The following is an 18915-nucleotide window of genomic DNA, read 5'->3' as shown; positions in this document are numbered from 1 at the left end:
CTACCCCGACCGCACCGCTGCCCGATAAGTCAGCCGGCTGCGATGCGAGGCTGCCATGGCTCGGCGCTCTTCCAAACCGCTTCAGGTATCGTTGCAAACCGCCTTGAAAAGGCTGCGCGATTCGCTCCGGCGATGGGGGCGATGGCACGCCTGTCAATCGGCGTAAAGGAATTGCTTACCATAGTTTGACACTATTTCCGTCATTGTTTTGACCAGCATGCATGGCACGGGGCGCCAAAAAAATCGGCGCTCGACGCCGTCATGACGGTCCCGACGACAATCCTTCGATTGGCGACGGGTCGAGTAACCAGTTCTATGGATAGCGAGTATCATGGCGTCATCCGTCGCAGCGTGCAGTGACAACCCTTCCCGCAAGGCGCTCCTTCCTTTCTCCAGAAAATCCCGCGCCGCGCTCTTCGCAGCCGTCGTCGTCTGCCTCGCGGTCACCGCCGCGACCTGGATCACGGCTGCGCTGGCGACGGTTCACACCATGGCCGATCCGGCGGCGCCGAAGCAGGGCAGGCTGCAGGCGTCGCTCGACCTGCCGGCGGTCGGCCGGGCGGCACCCGTCGAGCGCAACGTCAAGGTGCGCAAGTTCGCCCGGCTGTCGAAGACGCCGGCCGACCAGCTGTGGCCGGCCGGCCTGACGGCAGCAGCAATCAGGGCGCATCACGACCGGCGCGTGGCGCTGGCGGCGTCGGAACTGAAGCTGAAGGCAGCGGAGCGGGCGAGAGCCTTTGCCGCGCTCAGGACGCCGCCGGCGGAGAAGGTGCTTGCGGCGGCCCTGCCGGCCGCTGCCCAGCCGACCATGGTGGCCGCACTCGTCGATCCGCGCGTCGCGCGCGACGGCGCGCGCGGCAAGCCCTTTGACCTCGTGATGCCGGAGGCCGACCGGGCCGAGACCGCAGAACTGCCCGATACCATCCCGCTGCCCGAGGCCCGGCCGAAGGCGCTGGCGCGGGCGGGAGATGGCAAGCCCGAAGCGCGGCGGGCCAAGCCGGCCGCAAGGGAACTTGCCTATGCCAACCCGGCCCAGGTCGACACGGATGATGCGGTCCGGCGCGAGACGCGGCCCAGCCTGTTCGGCACGCGTCATCGCTCACGGGGGCGAACCGCTTACTACGACATTTCCGCCGGCGTCGTGCACCTGCCGAACGGTGAGCGCCTCGAGGCGCATTCCGGCATCGCCAACATGCGCGACAATCCCAAATATGTTCACGTGAAGATGCGCGGCTCCACCCCACCCGGCGTGTTCCGGCTGTCGATGCGGGAAAAGCTGTTCCACGGCGTCCAGGCGCTACGGATGACACCGGTCGACGGCGTCAACCCGCATGGACGCGACGGCCTCTTGACCCATTCCTACCTGCTGGGACGGAACGGCAACTCGCATGGCTGCGTCGCCTTCAAGAACTATCCGCGCTTCCTCGCCGCCTACAAGCGCGGCGAGATCGACACGCTCGTCGTGGTGCCCAGCATGGGAAGCCAGCGGCTTGCTGCGATCTTCGGCAAAAGAAGCTGACAAAGCCGCCACGCTGCCGGTCGGTGCGACCGGAAGCCTGGCGGCCCATCATATTGCGTGCACGCCAACCCCGTGCCGTTCAAGCTCCCGGCGACGTCGACAGTCGCGCCCGCGCGCCAGACGCCGCGCCCAAGGGTCCGTTCGACACCTTGTGCCCGCATGCGATTCCGTATCCGGAAACCGTGACCGATTTCCGGTGGTGGGCGCTAGGCCATGAACAGCCGACGCAGGGTTGCAAAGAATCCAGGCGGTTTCGGCGCCAGAATTGCCCGGATCTGTGCCGCTGCCGTTGCCGCACTCACAGCGGATCCGTAGTGGCAGTAGCAGATGACCTCGTGCAGTTCGTCATCGGACAGTTCGAAGAACCGCCGTGCCTCGCCGTAGGTGTCGTCGGCCAGCCCGGCTGCGCGCAGCATTGGATCGCTGTAGGCGACCGAGATCGGTGACCCGTCTCCGCGCATGTTGGCGCGGACGCTCGGTGACTGGTGCTCGGTCTGGCGCAAGGTCGAAAGGTGCCAATGAGGATTCCGCTCGAGCAGTTCCGCCCAGCGCTCGAGGCGCTCCTTGCGGTTCAGTGTCTGAGCCGGAAAGGTCTCGACTTCTGCAACAAGTCGTAGTTGTTCGACCGTTTGATGCTTCATCTTGGACTCCCATTCAGAGGATGAATGTTCCGTCCCCCAATGCTCACAGTTACCCCCTCGGGAAAGCGTGACTCCACTGAGGGAAGAAGTCCAATCACGATAGGAATCCAACGGCTATTTCTGCCGCCGCTGCAGGCGAGCGCCCTTCTGTGGCCGCACCGATGCGCGCCAGGCGCCGGCCCTCTTGCAGGTCGGCTTCGGTCCGGCGGGGCCGCTGCCGACTACACGCGCTCCACGAAGCCGTCGAGGACCCGCTTCTGGCCGGCGCGGTCGAATTCGATCGTCAGCTTGTTGCCCTCGATCGCGGCGATATTGCCGTTTCCGAATTTCAGGTGGAAGACGCGGTCGCCGACCGCAAAGCGCGACGGCTCGGTGGCGGTCGACTTGGCGACAAGCTCGCCCTCGATCGTGCGCACCCGCGGGCCGCTCTCGCCATAGCCGATGCGTTCGACGGCATGGCCGGAGCGGTTGCCCCAGTTGTCGCGGGTCGCGTCCGTCCTGTTCGCCTGCGCCCGGCGCCAGCCCGGGGTGGCATAGGCGTTCTGGAACGGTTCCTGCCGGTCGAAGCGGGACTGGCCGTACCCGACGCGGCCGTAGCCGCCATAGCTCTGATCGGTCTCGGCCACCTCGACATGGGCCTCGGGCAGTTCGTCGAGGAAGCGTGAGGGGATGGTCGACTGCCAGAGGCCATGGATACGTCGGTTGGAGACGAACCAGATGTGGCAGTTGCGCTTGGCGCGGGTGATGCCGACATAGGCGAGGCGGCGCTCCTCCTCGAGCCCGGCGCGGCCGCCCTCGTCGAGCGCACGCTGGTGGGGGAACAGCCCTTCCTCCCAGCCGGGCAGGAACACCGTCTCGAATTCGAGCCCCTTGGCCGAGTGCAGCGTCATGATCGAGACCGCGTCGAGATCCTCGTTCTGCTCGGCGTCCATGACGAGCGCGACGTGCTCGAGGAAGCCGCGCATGCTCTCGAACTGCTCCATCGAACGGATCAGTTCCTTCAGGTTCTCGAGCCGGCCCGGAGCCTCCGCCGACTTGTCGTTCTGCCACATGGCGGTGTAGCCGCTCTCGTCGAGGATCTGCTCGGCGAGCTCGGTATGCGGCAGGGTCTCGAGCAGGCCCGACCAGCGCTTGAAGTCGGCGACGACGTCGAACAGCGCCTTGCGCGCCTTCGGCTTCAGCTCGTCGGTCTCGGTGATCTCGCCGGCCGCCGCCAGCATCGGAATGTCGCGGGCGCGGGCATAGTCGTGCAGGTTGCGGACGGTGGTGTCGCCGAGGCCGCGCTTCGGCGTGTTGATGATGCGCTCGAAGGCGAGGTCGTCGGCCGGCTGGCAGACGAGGCGGAAATAGGCCATCGCGTCGCGGATCTCGAGCCGCTCGTAGAAGCGCGGGCCGCCGATGACGCGATAGTTCAGGCCGAGCGTGACGAAGCGGTCCTCGAACTCGCGCATCTGGAACGAGGCCCGCACGAGGATCGCCATGTCGTTGAGGTTGTGCCGCCTGCCGTTGCGATCCGGTCGCTGCAGGCTCTCGATCGTCTCGCCGACGGCGCGGGCCTCCTCCTCGGAGTCCCAGGCCGCATGCACGATCACCTTGCCGTCATCCGGATCGTGCCGGTCGGTGAACAGCGTCTTGCCGAGCCGGCCCTCGTTGTGGGCGATGAGGTGGCCGGCGGCACCCAGTATGTGCGCGGTCGACCGGTAGTTGCGTTCGAGCTTGATGACCCTGGCGCCGGGAAAGTCCTTCTCGAAGCGCAGGATGTTGTCGACCTCCGCCCCGCGCCAGCCGTAGATCGACTGGTCGTCGTCGCCGACGCAGCAGATGTTTATCTGCTGCTTCTCGCTCGCGCTCACGCTGTCGCCGCTGCGCGGCTCGCTCCGCGGGGGGGCGCCATCGGGGCCGACGGCCGCTTGGCCGGGCCGGGCATCGGCCGGAGCTCGCAGACCACTCGATGCCGGCGACCGCTGTGCCAAAAGCCGCAGCCACAGATACTGGGCGGTGTTGGTGTCCTGGTATTCGTCGACCAGGATGTAGCGGAATTTCTGGTGGTAGTCCTTCAGGATGTCCGGGTTGGCACGCAGGATGCGGATCGGGTGCAGCAACAGGTCGCCGAAGTCGCAGGCGTTGAGCGTCTTCAGCCGGTTCTGGTAGGCGGTGTAGAGTTCGCGGCCCTTGCCATTGGCAAAGGCGCGGGCGTCGCCCTCGGGGATCTGCGCCGGGTCGAGCCCCTTGTTCTTCCAGGTGTCGATCATGCCGGCGAACTGCTTGGCCGGCCAGCGCTTGTCGTCGATGCCCTCCGCCTGGATCAGCTGCTTGATCAGGCGCACGACATCGTCGGTGTCGAGAATGGTGAAGTCGGATCGCAGTCCGACCAGTTCGGCGTGGCGCCGCAAGAGCTTGACGCCGATCGAGTGAAACGTGCCGAGCCAGGGCATGCCTTCGACGGTGCCGCCGACGAGCAGGCCGATGCGCTCCTTCATCTCGCGCGCGGCCTTGTTGGTGAAGGTCACCGCGAGGATCTGCGAGGGATAGGCCCGGCCGGTGGCGAGGATATGGGCGATGCGGGTCGTCAGCACCCGCGTCTTGCCGGTGCCGGCGCCGGCGAGCACCAGAACCGGTCCGTCCAGCGTCTCGACCGCCTCGCGCTGCTCGGGATTGAGCCCGGAGAGATAGTCGGGCGTGCGGGCCGCATCGCGGGCCGCCATGGCGCGCGCGGCGATGCCGCCCGCGGGCGCGAGGCCGGGCCTTGGCTCCGGGGCAGGGGGCTTCTTCAGCGTCGGATCCTCGTCGTCGAAGAAGGGAATGTCGTCGTAACCGCTCATCATGCGCCCAATGTAGCGATTCGGGGGCGAAAGGCCAGTTCGTGTTCCTCTTTTATTCCGGTCGCCGGCCACGCAGCGGCGGCCGGCGCGGAGCAACGGCCGCCTGCTACTGGTAGACGACGATGCGGGCGTGGTACGGCACGCGGCGGTAAAGGTCGATCGCGTCCTGGTTCATCAGGCGCACGCAGCCCGACGAGACCGCCTTGCCGATCGAGCGCCATTCCGGGCTGCCGTGCAGGCGGTAGAGCGTGTCCTGGCCGTTCTGGAAAATGTAGAGCGCCCGCGCGCCGAGCGGGTTCTTCAGCCCGGGCTCCATGCCGCCGTTTTCGATGGAGTATTTTGCCAGTTCCGGCTGGCGGGCGACCATCTCGTTCGGCGGCTTCCAGCGCGGCCAGGCCTGACGCCAGTGGATGACGCCTTCACCCTGCCAGGCAAAACCATCGCGGCCGATGCCGACACCGTAGCGCATGGCCGTGCCGCCGGGCTCGACGACGTAGAGGAAGCGCTTCGGCGTGTCGACGACCACCGTGCCCGCCGGTTCGCCGGTCGGGTCGACCACCCGCTGGCGATAGAACCGCGGGTCGATCTCCTGATAGGGCACTGCCGGGATGAGAAAACCGCCGTCCTCGACCGGGCCGTACATCGCCTGCAACTCGGTGTCGCTCGGCGCCAGCACGGGCCGGCGCGGCGCGACCGGAACGGGCGCGGTCCTGGGCATGGAGGTGGAGCAGCTCGCGAGCGCCACGGAAGCCGCGGCGAGGATGAAGGATCTCCGGGTGGTGGTCGGCATGCGTGCGGGTCTTTCGAGGCGGTTGTGCGGAAGATGTACCCCCCGTAGCGAAGGTGTCCGCCCCAGGGCAAGTCCGGGCGGCGATCACATTTTCGTCACGGCGCGGCATCGTCACGGAAAGCCAGCCCGGTGCCGTGGGTGGCGCGATGACCGCGCAAGGCGCGGCGGTGGCCGGAGTGCGCGATCCGGCGAGGAGTGTCTGCAATCACCGCAACGGCGAGCGCGCCGCCGGCAGCCGATGGTTTGGCTGCATTCGGTTGCTCGCGCAATTCTTACAATTCCGTAATGATTGCATTCTTTCGTTGCCGGTTCATGGGCAAGACACGATACTTGTTCTATGTGGCAACCGTGCCGACGCGGTACGTCGCCCTATGCCCCGGAGAATTCGATGCGCCTTTGGAAACAAACCCTTGTGAGCCTTGCGGTGATCGCGGCCGGTGTGCTGATCTGGGGGCGCCTGGCACCGGGCGCAGGCGACACGCTGAAGGCGGCGGGCCTGCCCGATAGCGTGGTGGCGTGGGTGGCGCCGGCGGCGGAACCCGGCAACGGGCAGGATGGCCAGGGCGAGCGCCGGCGCGGCGGCTTCGGCGGTCCGTCGCTGGTGGTGACGAAGCCGGTGCAGATGACGCTGGTCAACGACCGGCTGAGCGCGATCGGCGACGGCGAGGCGATCAGGAACGTGATCGTGACGCCCTATTCGGACGGTTATCTCGAGCAGGTGCTGGTCAGATCCGGCGAGCGGGTCACCCAGGGCCAGATGATCGCGCAACTGGACAACATCGAACAGCGGATCGCCGCCGACCAGGCGCGGCTGACCCGCGACCGGGCCGAGGACAAGCTGGACCGCTACGAGAACCTCAAGGCCGCCGCCGCCGTCACGGCCGTCGCGATCCAGGATGCGCGCGACGAGCTCAAGGCGGCGGAACTGGCGCTGCAGAAGGCCGAACTGGATCTCAGCCGCCGCGACATCAACGCGCCCTATGCCGGCGTGGTCGGCATCATCTCGGTCAATCCGGGCGACTATGTCACCACCTCGAGCGAGATCGCGCGCGTCGACGATCGTTCGGAAATCCTCGTCGATTTCTGGGTGCCGGAACGGTTCGCGACCAAGATCGAGGTCGGCGGAGCCGTTTCGGCAACGGCGATCGCCCGGCCCGGCGAAGTCTTTACCGGCGCGGTGCAGGCGATCGACAATCGCATCGACCAGGCGAGCCGGACGCTGCGCGTGCGTGCCCGCATCGACAATCCCGAGGACGTGCTGCGCGCCGGCATGTCCTTTTCCGTCACCATGCGATTCGAGGGCGATCGCTACCCCAGCGTCGATCCGCTGGCGGTGCAGTGGAGCGCCGACGGCTCCTTTGTCTGGCGCATCGTTGGTGACAAGGCGCAAAAGCTGCCCGTGAAGATCATCCAGCGCAACCCGGACAAGGTTCTGGTCGATGCCGAACTCGCCGAAAACGACGCCGTGGCCACGGAAGGACTGCAGCGTCTGCGCGACGGAAGCGAGGTCAGGATCCGCGACGCCGGCAGCGCGGCGCCCCAATCCGCGATGGCGGAGGGCTCGTGATGTCCAAGCACGGTGCGTCTAAGGAGATGCAGGGCGGGCAGGCTGGTTTTACCGCGCTGTTCGTGCGCCGGCCGGTACTGGCCCTTGTCGTCAACACCCTGATCGTGGTGGCGGGGCTGGCCGCCTTCAGCGGCGTCGAGATCCGCGAACTGCCGTCGGTCGACCAGCCGGTGATCACCGTCACCACGGACTTCGACGGCGCCTCGCCGGAGACCGTCGACCGGGAGCTGACCGACGTCGTCGAGGGCGCGGTCTCGCGCGTTCAGGGGATCAAGGACATTTCCTCGACCTCCTCCTTCGGCCGCAGCCGCGTCGTCATGCAATTCTCCGATTCGACCGATGTCGGCCAGGCGGCGAACGACGTGCGCGATGCGCTCGGGCGCGTCGCCAACCAGCTTCCCGACGAGGCCGAGGAGCCCCGAGTCGTCAAGGCCGACGCCGACAGCCAGCCGATCATGCGCCTTGCGCTCACCTCCGACCGGTTGTCGATGGAAGACCTGACGCTGCTGGCGGAAAACGAGATCACCGATCGCCTCGCGGCGGTCGAGGGCGTGGCGGACGTTTCGGTCTACGGCGAACAGGAGAAGGTGTTTCGAGTCGACATCGACCAGGCCAAGCTGGCGAGCCGCGGGCTGACGATCGCCGACCTCAGCGCTGCGCTGAAGACCGCGTCCTTCGACGTGCCGGCCGGTTCGCTGACCAGCATGAACCAGGACATCACCGTCCGGGCGACGGCCGATCTTGCCTCGCCGGAGGACTTCGAGAACCTGATGCTGCAGAACCATGTCCGGCTCGGCGACCTCGCGACCATCACGCTCGGACCGGACGACGGCACGACGGCGCTGCGCGCTAATGGACGTCAGGGCATCGGCCTCGGCGTGATCCGGCAGGCGCAGTCGAACACGCTCGAGATCTCCGACGGCATCCGCGCCACCGTCGCACAGCTCAAGGAGATCATGCCCGAGGGCACCGAACTGCGGGTGACCAGCGACGACGCCGTGTTCATCGACGGCGCCCTGCACGAGGTCGAGATCGCGCTCGCGGTCGCGGTCGTGATCGTGACGTTGGTCATCTTCCTCTTCCTGCGCGACTGGCGGGCGACACTGATCCCGACGATCAGCATGCCGATCGCATTGATCGGCACGATCGCGGCAATCTATCTCGCCGGTTTTTCGATCAACATCCTGACGCTGCTCGCCGTCGTTCTCGCCACCGGTCTGGTCGTCGATGACGCGATCGTGGTGCTGGAGAACATCGTGCGTCGGCGCACCGAGGGGCTGGGGCCGCGCGCGGCCGCCGTGCTGGGAACGCTGGAGGTCTTCTTCGCCGTCCTTGCCACGACCGCCACGCTCTGCGCGGTGTTCGTGCCGCTGTCATTCCTGCCCGGGCAGACCGGGCGGCTCTTCCGCGAGTTCGGCTTCGTCCTCGCGTTCGCGCTGCTTCTGTCCAGCTTCGTCGCGCTGGCCCTGTGCCCGATGCTCGCCTCGCGCCTGCTCAACCGCAAGCCCGACCACAACCAGTCCAGCCTGCTCGGCCGGTTCGGCACCCTGTGCTCGGCGTTCTACCGGCGCACGCTGAGGGCCTGCCTCAACGCGCCGCTGATCGTCTACGTGGTGGCGCTGCTGTTCACGGCGTTCGGCGCCGGGTCGTTCCTGACGTTGGAGTCGGAATTGACGCCGCGGGAGGACCGCTCGCTGGTGATGATGCGCATCAACGCCCCGCAAGGCGTGTCGCTCGAATACGCGCAGGAACAGATGCGGCTGATCGAGGAGCGCCTGCGCCCGCTCTACGAGGCGGGCGAAATCGTCAACATCTTCTCGATCTCGGGGCAGGGCGGCTCGACCAACAGCGGCTTCATGGTGCTGACGCTGGCGCCTTGGGGCGAGCGCGAGCGCTCGCAGCAGGAGATTGTCGTGGACATCAACGCGGCGGCGGAGGCCGTCCCGTCGGTGCGCGCGTTCGCGATCCAGCCGAACAGCCTCGGCATCCGCGGCGCCGGTAGTGGCCTCCAGGTGGCCCTCGTCGGCAACAACTACGAGAAGCTGGGCAAGGCCGCGGCCGAGCTGGTGCGCAAGATCGAGGACAGCGGCCGATTCGAGAACGTGCGGCTGAACTACGAGGCGAACCAGGCGCAGTTGTCCGTGACGATCGACCGGGAGCGCGCCTCCGACCTCGGCATCGACATCGACGGGCTTTCCTCTGCGCTCAAGGCGGTGATCGACGGCTCCAGCATCGTCGACGTCTATGTCGAGGGCCAGGCCTATCCGGTGATGATCTCGTCGACCACCAATCCGGTCAACGATCCCACCGATCTCGAGAACATCTTCCTGAAGACCGGCGATGGCCGGATCGTGCCGATGTCTTCGATTGCCTCGCTCAGGGAACAGGCGGTCGCGCCGCAATTGTCGCGGGAGCAGCAGCTGCGCGCGGTCTCGCTGTCCGCCGGCCTGAAAGACGGTCTTGCGCTCGGCGAGGCCCTGACGCTGGTCGAGGAAATGGCCGAGCCGCTGCTGCCCGAGGGCTCTCGGGTGATCCCGCTGGCCGAAGCCGCCACGCTCGACGAGAATGCCAGCGGCCTGTTCATCACCTTCGGCTTTGCGATCGTCATCATCTTCCTGGTGCTGGCTGCGCAATTCGAAAGCTTCGTCAGCGCGCTGATCATCATGACGACGGTGCCGCTCGGCCTGGCCTGCGCGGTCTTCGCGATGATCCTGACGGGAACGACGCTGAACATATACAGCCAGATCGGGCTGGTCCTGCTGGTCGGCATCATGGCCAAGAACGGGATCCTGATCGTGGAGTTCGCCAATCAACTGCGCGATCGCGGGCAGGACGTGCGCAACGCGATCGAGAACGCGTCGAACATCCGCCTGCGCCCGGTGATGATGACGATGATCGCAACGATCTTCGGCGCGCTGCCGCTGGTGTTGGCAAGCGGGGCCGGCGCCGAAGCGCGCATCGCGCTCGGCTGGGTGCTGGTCGGCGGTCTTGGTCTTTCCGCCATCGTGACGCTGTACCTGACCCCGGTCGCCTACCTGACCATCGCCCGTTTCACCACGCCGCATGCGGACGAGGAGAAGCGACTGCAGATGGAGATGGACGCCGCGGCGGGGCCGCCGCTCCAGCCCGTTCCCATGCCAGGAAAGACAGCGCTGCCCAAGGCCGAGGCTGCGGAGTAGCAGCCTCGGAGATGTCCCGGGAACGCCGCGACCGCAATCGCACGGGGCCGGAGTTCCATCGGCAAGGGGCCCTTGCCCAGGTCAGTTGCTGGTCCCTGTTTGGGTTCCCTCCGCCGGCACCGGTTCGGTCGTTCCGCCCGTTGCGGGGGCGCTTGTGTCGGTTCCTGCCGGTTCCGTGGTGGTGGCTGGCGCCGTCGTGGTCTCGGCCGGCGGTGGGCGTTCGCCGAGCATCCGGTAGCCGAAGAAGATGATGACCAGGGCGAGGACGACGGCAACGATTGTCCAAGTGCTGCGCGGGTTCATGGCTGGCACTCCTTTCCATCCCTGCGTGCAATTATCCGGCATCGCGCGGTATATTACAAACTAATAACATAAGCGTGTTTCGACCGGGGATTTGACGGCGGGTGCCGGGAAATCTTGCTCTGGACAGCCGCCCTGCAATCCGCACATATGGCCGCAGTCACGCGGGGAGGAGCAGCCATGGCGCTTTCGGACATCCGGGCGGGAGCCCGCAACGAGGAGGCCATCAAGGCCGCCGCATCGGCGTTCAGGGAGGCCTTCGGCACGCGCTTCCAGACGGGCGAGGCCGTCCGGGCGCAGCACGCCCACACCACGACCTACATCCCGGCGCAAATCCCCGACGGGGTGCTGTTTGCCGAGAACGCGGAGGAGGTGAAGACCGCCGTCCGGCTCTGTGCCGAGCACAGGGTGCCGATCGTTCCCTTCGGCGCCGGCTCCTCGCTCGAGGGCCAGGTCAACGCGCCGCACGGTGGCATCTCGATCGATTTCAGCCGGATGAACCGGGTGCTGGCGGTCAACGCCGAGGATCTCGATTGCACGGTGGAGCCCGGCGTCACGCGCGAGGAGCTGAATGCGTACCTGCGCGACACCGGCCTGTTCTTCCCGATCGACCCCGGCGCCAACGCCTCGATCGGCGGCATGACGTCGACCCGCGCCTCCGGCACCAACGCCGTGCGTTACGGGACTATGAAGGACAATGTTCTCGCGGTGACGGCGGTGACCGCCGCGGGCGAGGAAATCCAGACCGCCCGGCGGGCACGAAAGTCGTCGGCGGGCTACGACCTGACCGGGCTCTATGTCGGTGCGGAAGGCACGCTCGGTGTGCTCACCTCGATCACGCTGCGGCTACGCGGCATTCCGGAGGTGATCGCCGGCGGCATCTGCGGGTTCCCAACGCTCAAGGATGCCTGCAACGCGGTGATCATGACGATCCAGCTCGGCATCCCGGTGGCGCGGATCGAGCTCGTCAATGCGCTGCAGATCAAGGCTTGCAACGCCTATTCGGGGCTGTCGCTGCCCGAACAGCCGACCCTGTTCGTCGAGTTCCACGGCTCCGGCGACAGCGTTGCCTTGCAATCGCGACAGTTCGGCGAGGTCGCCGCCGAGTGCGGCGGCGGCGATTTCCAGTGGACGTCGGACGCCGAGGAGAGGGCGCGGCTGTGGAAGGCGCGGCACGACGTCTACTGGGCCGCGAAGGCCTTGCGCGCCGGGGCCGCCGTGCTCGCCACCGATGTCTGTGTGCCGATCTCGCGCCTGGCGGACTGCGTGGCTGAGACCGAAGCCGACATCGAGGCGCATGGCCTGCTCGCCCCGATCGTCGGCCATGCCGGCGACGGCAATTTCCACGTCAGCGTCGTCTTCGACGACAGGGATCCCGCCGACATCGAGAAGGTCGAGGCCTTTGTCGCGCGCCTCAACGCGCGCGCGCTCGGCATGGACGGGACCTGCACCGGGGAGCACGGCATCGGCCAGGGTAAGCAGACCTTCCTGCCGCGGGAACTGGGTGGGGCAGTCGATGTGATGCGGCAGGTCAAGCGCGCGCTCGATCCGGACAACATCTTCAATCCCGGAAAGATTTTTCCGCTGGAGTGAGACAGGGAGCCAACATCCTGCTTATAGTCGGGGCTGGATCGATCCGGCGAAGAGCGCCGGACAGCGTGGGCGTGAGCCGCTTCCGGGCGGCCATGCGGATGGGATAGACTCGGGTTTGGCGGCGTGCTGTCACGGGTAATGTTGGCAATTGGTGGTCTGGTGGTCGTGGCGCTGTTTGCAGCCCTGCTCGCCCCGTTCTTCATCGATTGGACCGAGTTCCGCCGCGACTTCGAGCGCGAGGCCAGCCGCATCGTCGGCCGCCGGGTGGTCGTGCATGGCAGCGTCGACGCGCGGCTGATCCCGTTCCCCTCGGTCACCCTCAGCGACGTGCGCGTCGGCGAGGAGGACGGAGCCGAGCCGGTCGCCAGCATCCGGCGCTTTTCGATGGATGCGGAACTGGCGCCGTTCCTCAGCGGTGAAGCGCTGATTTTCGACATGCGCGTGGAGGAACCGAAGGTCAGGCTGAAGCTGCGCGCCGACGGAACGCTCGACTGGGCGCGTGGACGCCGGACCGCCATTCCGGCCAAGGTCGTCGTGCTCGAAAATGTCGAGGTGACGGGCGGCGAGATCGAGTTCGTCGACGAGCAGGCCGGCCGAACCCGGCGACTGGCGGGGCTGGACGCGCAGCTTTCCGCGCGCGCTCTCGGCGGGCCGTGGCGCGCCGAGGGCCGCGGCGTGCTCGACGGCCAGAGCGGCTCGTTCCAGCTGTCCACCGGACAGCTGGACGATGACGGCAGCCTGAAGGTGAAGACACGGATCGTCCCTGACAGCGCCGGCTTTGCCGCCGATCTCGACGGCGACTTCCGTGTCGTCGACTTCCGGCCGCAATATAACGGCAACTTCTTTCTTGCCGAACGAAAGCCGGCGGGAGACGGCGATCCCCCCACCCCGATCCGCGTTTCCGGAGAGTTCGAGCTTTCGAACGATCGCCTGCGGGTGCCGCAGTACAGTCTTGCGGCCGGCGATCCCGCCGATCCCTATGTCGTCACCGGCGAGGCGACCCTCGACACCGGCAAGCAGCCGGAATTCCTGCTGATCGCCGACGGCCAGCAGATCGACGTCAACCGCATCGGCAACAGCGGTGAGCGCGGCAAGACCGGGCGAAACGCGGAGGTGTCGGCGCGGCAGCGGCTGCAGGGGCTGCTCGGGATCCTGGCCGACATCCCGATCCCGCAGGTGCCCGGCCGCGCCAGTCTGAAGCTGCCGGCGATCGTCATCGGCGACACGACCGTGCGTGAGGTGATGCTGGACGTCGTGCCGGACGGGACCGGCTGGACCATTGCCCGCAGCACCGCACAGTTTCCCGGCCGGACGACGGTCGAGGCCAAGGGCCGACTGACGCTCTCGGGCCGGCGCGGGTTCAGCGGCGAGCTGCTGGTGGCCTCGAACCAGCCCTCCGGGCTGGCATCGTGGCTGGCCGGCTCGGTCGACCCGGAGATCCGCAAGCTGAGAAGCGCCGGCTTCGCCGCCAAAGTCGACCTGGCCGACGAACTGCAGCGCTTCGAGGATCTCGAAATCGCCGTGGGCGCTGCGACCCTCACGGGGCGGGTCGAGCGGCAGTCGCGCCCGGACAGGGCGCCGACGCTATCGATCGCGCTCACCGGCGACAGCGTCGAGATCGAGATGCTGCAGGCTCTGGTGGGGCTCGTCGCCGGCGAGGCGTCCTCCGAGGCTTTGTACCGGCATTCGATCGCGCTCGACCTGAAGGCGGACCGCTTTGCCGCGCTCGGCGAGGAGGCGCGGGCGGTCGATGCCGTGCTGTCGCTGAAGAACGGCGTGTTGAATGTCGGCCGGCTGGAAGTCGGCTCGCTCGCCGGGGCGGCCGTGTCCGTCAAGGGACAGCTGGGCGGCACCGTGGCTTCGCCTTCCGCGGGCCTCGAACTGAGCCTGAAGGCGGCACACTTGCGGCCGGTGCTTGAAATGCTGGTCCGGCATTTGCCGTCCCACCCGGTGCTCCCGCGCCTCGCCGCCAGCGGCGGCTATTATGACGACGCCGACCTGGCGCTGACGCTGGCCTTGCCCGGCGACCGCAGCGGGCCGGCCGGGATCATTCTGGCCGGCAGCGTCAATGGCGGGCGGATCGACGCGCGCCTTTCCGCGGACGTGTTCGGGGACTTGCTCCAAGGCGGCAACTTCGAGGCCGAGGCCGTGCTGGAAAATCCGCGTACGGTCGTTCTGGCGGGGCAGCTCGGGCTTGAACCGCTGCCGCTCGACGGCGAGCCGGACGGCATCGTGGCAATGAAGGTCAGGCAGCCCCGGCACGGTGCGGCGGACCTCAGCTTTTCCTTCACCACCCACGGCACGTCGATCGAGGCCGCCGGCAAGGTCGAACTGGCGCCAGACCGGTTCCTCGAAGGCAAGCTGGACGTTTCCGCCGAAGCGGGCGACATCGAGCCCTACCTGCTGATGAACGGCATCGTGCTTCCCCAGTCCGGCGCGGGCCTGCCGGTGGCATTGAAGGCCACGGCCCTCATCGACGCGGCGGACGTCCGGCTGGCGGACATCGCCGGAACGCTGGACCGCAACGGCGTATCCGGGCAGGTGGTGGTCGCCCGTAGCGCCGCCGCCAAGGGCAGCGGTGCACTGCGTTTCGATACCATCGATCTGGCGTGGCTCGCCGAAGGCGTGCTCGGGCCGCTCGAGGACGTCGAGGCCGGCGGTTTCAATCGAGCGTCGCTCGGCAGTCCCGTCCGCGACGGCGCCGATTTCACGATCCGCCTGACGGCCGGGCAGTTCTGGACGGGGCTCTACGAGCCGGTCGAGAACTTCGATGCCTGGCTTGCCTGGAACGGCGGCGACGTCGCCCTGTCAGACATCGCCGGTGACTGGCTGGGCGGGACGCTTTCGGGTCGGCTGAAGCTGACGAACGCGGAGGGCAACGGCCTCCTGGAGACGCGTCTTGGGTTGAGGGGGGGCGACGTCGCGCAGATGGTGTGGGTCGGGCAGGACGGCGTGCCGGCGGCAGCAGGCACGGCCGACCTGACGCTGGCGCTGGACGCGTCGGGAACCAGTGTTGCCTCTATGGTCGCGGCCGCGAGCGGCTCGGGCGAGGCACGCCTTGAAGGATTGAAGCTCAACGGGGTCGACAGTGGCGGCTTCGGCGCGATCCTCGCGGCGGCGGACGCGATCGACGGCGATATCACCGAACCGAAGGTCGATGCGATCGCCCGAGACCATGCCCTGGGCGGCGAAGCCCTGCTCGGCGCGGTCGATATTCCCTTCACCCTCGCCGCCGGCAAGCTCCGCGCCGACACCATCACGGGCACGGACGGCGCTGCCAGCTTCGAGGGCTGGGCGGAGGCCAACCTGCCGGCCCGCACGCTGTCGGCGCAGATCGCCATGCGCCTGAACGCCGGCGAAGAAGCCCTGGCCGGCGGAGAGCCGGAGGTGGTGCTCGCCTTTGCCGGGCCGATCGACGCGCCGCAGATGCGGCTCGACGCGCAGCCGCTGAGCAACTACCTCTCGCTCCGCAAGTTCGAGCGCGAGCGGCGCCGGGTCGAGATGCTGCAGGCGACGGTGCTGGAAAAGCAGCGCCTGCGCCGCGAGGCGGCCCTCTACCGATCGCGGGCGGCGGCGCGTGCTGCCCTGGCCGAGGCCATCCGTCTGCAGGCGCTGGAAGAAGAGCGCAGGCGCAAGGCGGCGCAGGATGAGGCTGAGCGCCGACGGCAGGCGGCCGAGGCGGAGCGGCGGGCCGCGGAGCAGGCCCGACAGCCGGCAACGCAAGGACGCGGGCTGCCGGTCAGCCCCGGCGAAGGGGTGGTGCGCGAGGAACTGCCGCCGATCAGCGGCCAAAGCCTGAACTTCGATTCGCTGCCCGGCGTGAACTGACGCTGCGGACCACGGTAACGGACGGCCCGGCCGCGGCCGGTCGTGGCTAGCCGCTCAATCGCGCGGTCCGGCAGGCCCCCGTCTGGCGAGCCTGGCCTTGAACTGCTCGAGCACGTAGACGCGTAGCGCGGAGGAAAGATTGCTTTCCGGGTCGCGGCCGTCGTCGACCTCCCGGAGCAGCGCGGCAAGGGGAATGCCGCGATCGGCAGCGATCTCCTTCAGTTCCGCCCAGAACGGCTCCTCCAGCGAGAAGCTCGTGCGATGACCGTGCAGGGTGGCGGAATGTTTGCGGATCACCCAAGGCTCACAAACGGATTCAGGTTGCTGGCGGGTTGATTCCGCCGGCTGGTGCAAACTGCTGAAATGGAAGCGTTTTCGCCTGTTGCGGGGTGTGGCGTCATTCGCCCTGGCCATCCGGCTTGCCGTCCGGTCGTTCGAGTCGGCCCTGCTCGAGCACCTTCTCCGCCTTGTCGTTCAAGGCGCGGGTGAGGTTCTTCTCGGCCTTGGTGCGGCCAAAGGAGATGCGGTTCTGCTCGGCCTGGCGTTCTTTTTCCGAGCGGGCCTTCTGCTTCCGGACCTGGCGGAGATTGACGACGTCGCCGCTCATGCCGCCTCCGTCCGGTCAGTTCTTCTTGCGGAAGGAATCGAGCGAGACAACCGAGGCGCCCGGCTTCTTGTCGTCGTCACCGCCGTCGCGGGGCGGTTCCTCGCCGGCCTCATCGGCCCTGTCGGCCGGATAGGCGGTAACCTCTGCGCCCGGCTGGTCTTCCTCCTCCTCGCCGGCTGCGACGTCGAACTCGAGCTCGAAGCTGACGGAGGGGTCGTAGAAACCACGGACGGCATTGAAAGGAATCACCAGCTTCTCCGGCGTATCGGAGAAGGACAAGCCGATCTCGAACTGGCTTTCGTTGACCTTGAGATCCCAGAACTGGTGCTGGATGACGATGGTCATCTGTTCGGGGTACTTCGCCTTCAGGTGCTGCGAAATGCGCACGCCGGGAGCGCCGGTGAGGAAGGTGATGAAGAAATGATGGTCGCCGGGAAGATGCCCGGTGGCCGCTACCTCGCTCAAGACTTTGCGGATGACGCTGCGGAGAGCGTCCTGAGCGAGTATGTCGTAGCGGATATGGTCCTGCGCCATCAGAGCCTGTCTTTCTGCTTGTCCCGTTCTTCGCCTTTTGCCGAAATCCGGCGGCGGCGTCAAACGGCTTCAACTGTCTGCGCGCCTATCGCTGCCGATTGTTTCGGCGCGAGCGACCGCGAGTCATTGTTCGTGACAGCTATAAACCATTTCGGAAGAGGGGAGAAGGTGAAGGCTTCTGTTGCCAGGTGCCTTCGGACCCCGCCTTACGGTGCTACCCGCAAGGGCTTGATTTGAAGTGTCGCACCGCGATTAAGCGGCGAGACGTGCTTCAGCATAGTTGTCGTTTGCAACTATAAGTTTAGCCCGATAACGGTGGTACAATGCCGGGCACAGCGAAAGTCTTTCAATGCCTGTCGATCCCATTTCGCCCCCATCAAAAGCCGAACTCGTCCTTCGGTTTTTGGTGGAGGCGGCGGCTTCGAAGCCGCGTCCAGAACATCTATTGCACAGTCGGTTTAGCGCCATAGTCTTCTTGCGAAGCAGGCTTAAGATAAGGAAAGCTTTCTGCGAATTCAAGGCGCAAGTTTCGCCGCGGCCGCGACGGCGGCAACGGCGGCCGCCCACTGACCCTCCGTGCGCTGGCAGGCCGTCGGCAGCTTTACGTCAGGCCCGCCCTCGACAGACCCTCGAGCCAATGATCTCGGTCGCTCTGGCGGGTATAGGGGTAGGCGGACGATTTCGCGAGCGTCCAGTTCTGATCGTAATGCGTGAACTCGGCCATGATGTGCTTTGCATAGTCAGTCTCGCCCAGTTGCGCCTTGCTGGCGGCGACGATCAGCCGGAGATCGTTCGGCACGATCCTGTTGATTTCGTCGATCGCATCCTGGTAGCGGCCGGCCATGTAATAGGCACGAGCCAGGTTCCAGCGAAACCAGTAGGGGAAATCGGGGTATCGCTTCATGGCGTCCTCGATCAGGTCGATCGCCTGTTGGTGGTCGCCATTGTAGATGCAGGCTTCCGCCATGTCGGCGTCGAGTTCGGCCGTATCCCTGGCAAACCGGTCCGGATCGTTTATCTGCGCGCGCGCGGCCTGATACTCGGCAAAGCCCTTGAGGAAATTGCCGTCGTTCCAGTGTACGATCGCACTGTACCAATGGCCGCGGAAGTCGTTCGCCCAGTGGCTCTTGGGGTCGGCGCTCAGCGCAACCGCGCGGTCGGCATTTCTCCTTGCCTCTGCAAGCGACGCTTGCGGGTTGGCGCTCCAGCCGTTTTGGGCTTCCCGCACAAACACATAGGAGAGTTCGGCGTAGGCGGGGAGATAGTTTGGATCGAGTGTAATCGCATCCACGTAGTATTTCTTGGCCTTGTCGTTGCCGGCAGGCGTCAATTCCTGTCGCCGGGCTAGATGGCACAATTCTCGGGCGGTCGTCATGCTGTCCTCCCAATGGCAAGTGTCCAACTGCTGTGTGATGCAGGGTCTGTACGGAATGTCGGCCAAATTCAATGCGTCAGGAGACTGGCAGTGCTTTGCGAAAATTGCTCTGCCGACAAGTATAACATACTGTCAGAGACCGTTCGAACATTCTTGTTGG

The 18915-nt window shown here is 66.7% G+C and carries 13 protein-coding genes and 1 other RNA gene; 5 read left to right on the top strand and 9 right to left on the bottom strand.

Annotated features, from left to right (window positions below):
- The first annotated feature begins 331 nt into the window (after positions 1–331).
- Positions 332–1519, top strand: coding sequence for a DUF2778 domain-containing protein (locus ACXAGF_RS12075; RefSeq protein ID WP_475017326.1), 1188 nt, complete (start codon positions 332–334; stop codon positions 1517–1519).
- 206 nt (positions 1520–1725) lie between these two features.
- On the opposite strand, the gene ACXAGF_RS12070 is transcribed toward ACXAGF_RS12075, so the two are convergent.
- From ACXAGF_RS12070 to ACXAGF_RS12060, 3 genes are all read right to left on the bottom strand, one after another.
- The gene (locus ACXAGF_RS12070) at positions 1726–2160 is read right to left on the bottom strand and encodes a hypothetical protein (RefSeq protein ID WP_475017324.1); all 435 of its coding nucleotides are present in this window, start codon (positions 2158–2160) and stop codon (positions 1726–1728) included.
- A gap of 221 nt (positions 2161–2381) precedes the next feature.
- Positions 2382–4985, bottom strand: coding sequence for an ATP-dependent helicase (locus ACXAGF_RS12065; RefSeq protein ID WP_475017322.1), 2604 nt, complete (start codon positions 4983–4985; stop codon positions 2382–2384).
- A 103-nt stretch (positions 4986–5088) separates the two neighbouring features.
- Positions 5089–5772, bottom strand: coding sequence for a L,D-transpeptidase (locus ACXAGF_RS12060; RefSeq protein WP_475017320.1), 684 nt, complete (start codon positions 5770–5772; stop codon positions 5089–5091).
- A gap of 388 nt (positions 5773–6160) precedes the next feature.
- On the opposite strand from ACXAGF_RS12060, the gene ACXAGF_RS12055 reads away from it, so the two are divergent.
- Both ACXAGF_RS12055 and ACXAGF_RS12050 read left to right on the top strand, forming a co-directional pair.
- Positions 6161–7339 (top strand): efflux RND transporter periplasmic adaptor subunit, encoded by a 1179-nt coding sequence (locus tag ACXAGF_RS12055; RefSeq protein ID WP_475017317.1) that lies wholly within the window; start codon positions 6161–6163, stop codon positions 7337–7339.
- Positions 7339–10518 carry an efflux RND transporter permease subunit gene (locus ACXAGF_RS12050; protein ID WP_475017314.1) on the top strand — a complete coding sequence of 1060 codons (3180 nt, stop codon included), beginning with the start codon at positions 7339–7341 and terminating at the stop codon, positions 10516–10518. The genes ACXAGF_RS12055 and ACXAGF_RS12050 overlap by 1 nt, the downstream gene beginning before the upstream one ends.
- An 81-nt stretch (positions 10519–10599) precedes the next feature.
- Here ACXAGF_RS12050 and ACXAGF_RS12045 read toward each other — a convergent pair whose 3' ends face one another.
- Entirely contained in the window at positions 10600–10821 is a 222-nt protein-coding gene (locus tag ACXAGF_RS12045) for a hypothetical protein (RefSeq protein ID WP_475017312.1), read from the bottom strand.
- A gap of 177 nt (positions 10822–10998) precedes the next feature.
- Between ACXAGF_RS12045 and ACXAGF_RS12040 the strand changes: the two genes are divergently transcribed.
- Positions 10999–12411: an FAD-binding oxidoreductase gene (locus tag ACXAGF_RS12040; RefSeq protein ID WP_475017309.1), complete on the top strand. Its 1413-nt coding sequence runs from the start codon at positions 10999–11001 to the stop codon at positions 12409–12411.
- A 138-nt stretch (positions 12412–12549) separates the two neighbouring features.
- Entirely contained in the window at positions 12550–16239 is a 3690-nt protein-coding gene (locus tag ACXAGF_RS12035; protein ID WP_475017307.1) for an AsmA family protein, read from the top strand.
- 54 nt (positions 16240–16293) lie between these two features.
- On the opposite strand, the gene ACXAGF_RS12030 is transcribed toward ACXAGF_RS12035, so the two are convergent.
- The 5 genes from ACXAGF_RS12030 to ACXAGF_RS12010 form a co-directional block, all read right to left on the bottom strand.
- Positions 16294–16536 (bottom strand): ribbon-helix-helix domain-containing protein, encoded by a 243-nt coding sequence (locus ACXAGF_RS12030; RefSeq protein ID WP_475017305.1) that lies wholly within the window; start codon positions 16534–16536, stop codon positions 16294–16296.
- Positions 16537–16636: 100 nt separating this feature from the next.
- Positions 16637–16846: a DUF4169 family protein gene (locus ACXAGF_RS12025; protein ID WP_475017303.1), complete on the bottom strand. Its 210-nt coding sequence runs from the start codon at positions 16844–16846 to the stop codon at positions 16637–16639.
- Positions 16847–16861: 15 nt separating this feature from the next.
- Positions 16862–17380, bottom strand: coding sequence for an SspB family protein (locus tag ACXAGF_RS12020; protein ID WP_475017301.1), 519 nt, complete (start codon positions 17378–17380; stop codon positions 16862–16864).
- A gap of 167 nt (positions 17381–17547) precedes the next feature.
- Positions 17548–17903: a transfer-messenger RNA gene (gene ssrA, locus ACXAGF_RS12015) on the bottom strand.
- A gap of 78 nt (positions 17904–17981) precedes the next feature.
- Entirely contained in the window at positions 17982–18755 is a 774-nt protein-coding gene (locus tag ACXAGF_RS12010) for a tetratricopeptide repeat protein (RefSeq protein ID WP_475017298.1), read from the bottom strand.
- Positions 18756–18915: the final 160 nt, after the last annotated feature.

The sequence above is a fragment of the Mycoplana sp. ABR4_002 genome, assembly GCF_056159645.1.
The sequence above is the reverse complement of the archived record's forward strand: the minus strand, read 5'-3'. Positions and strand labels throughout refer to the sequence as shown.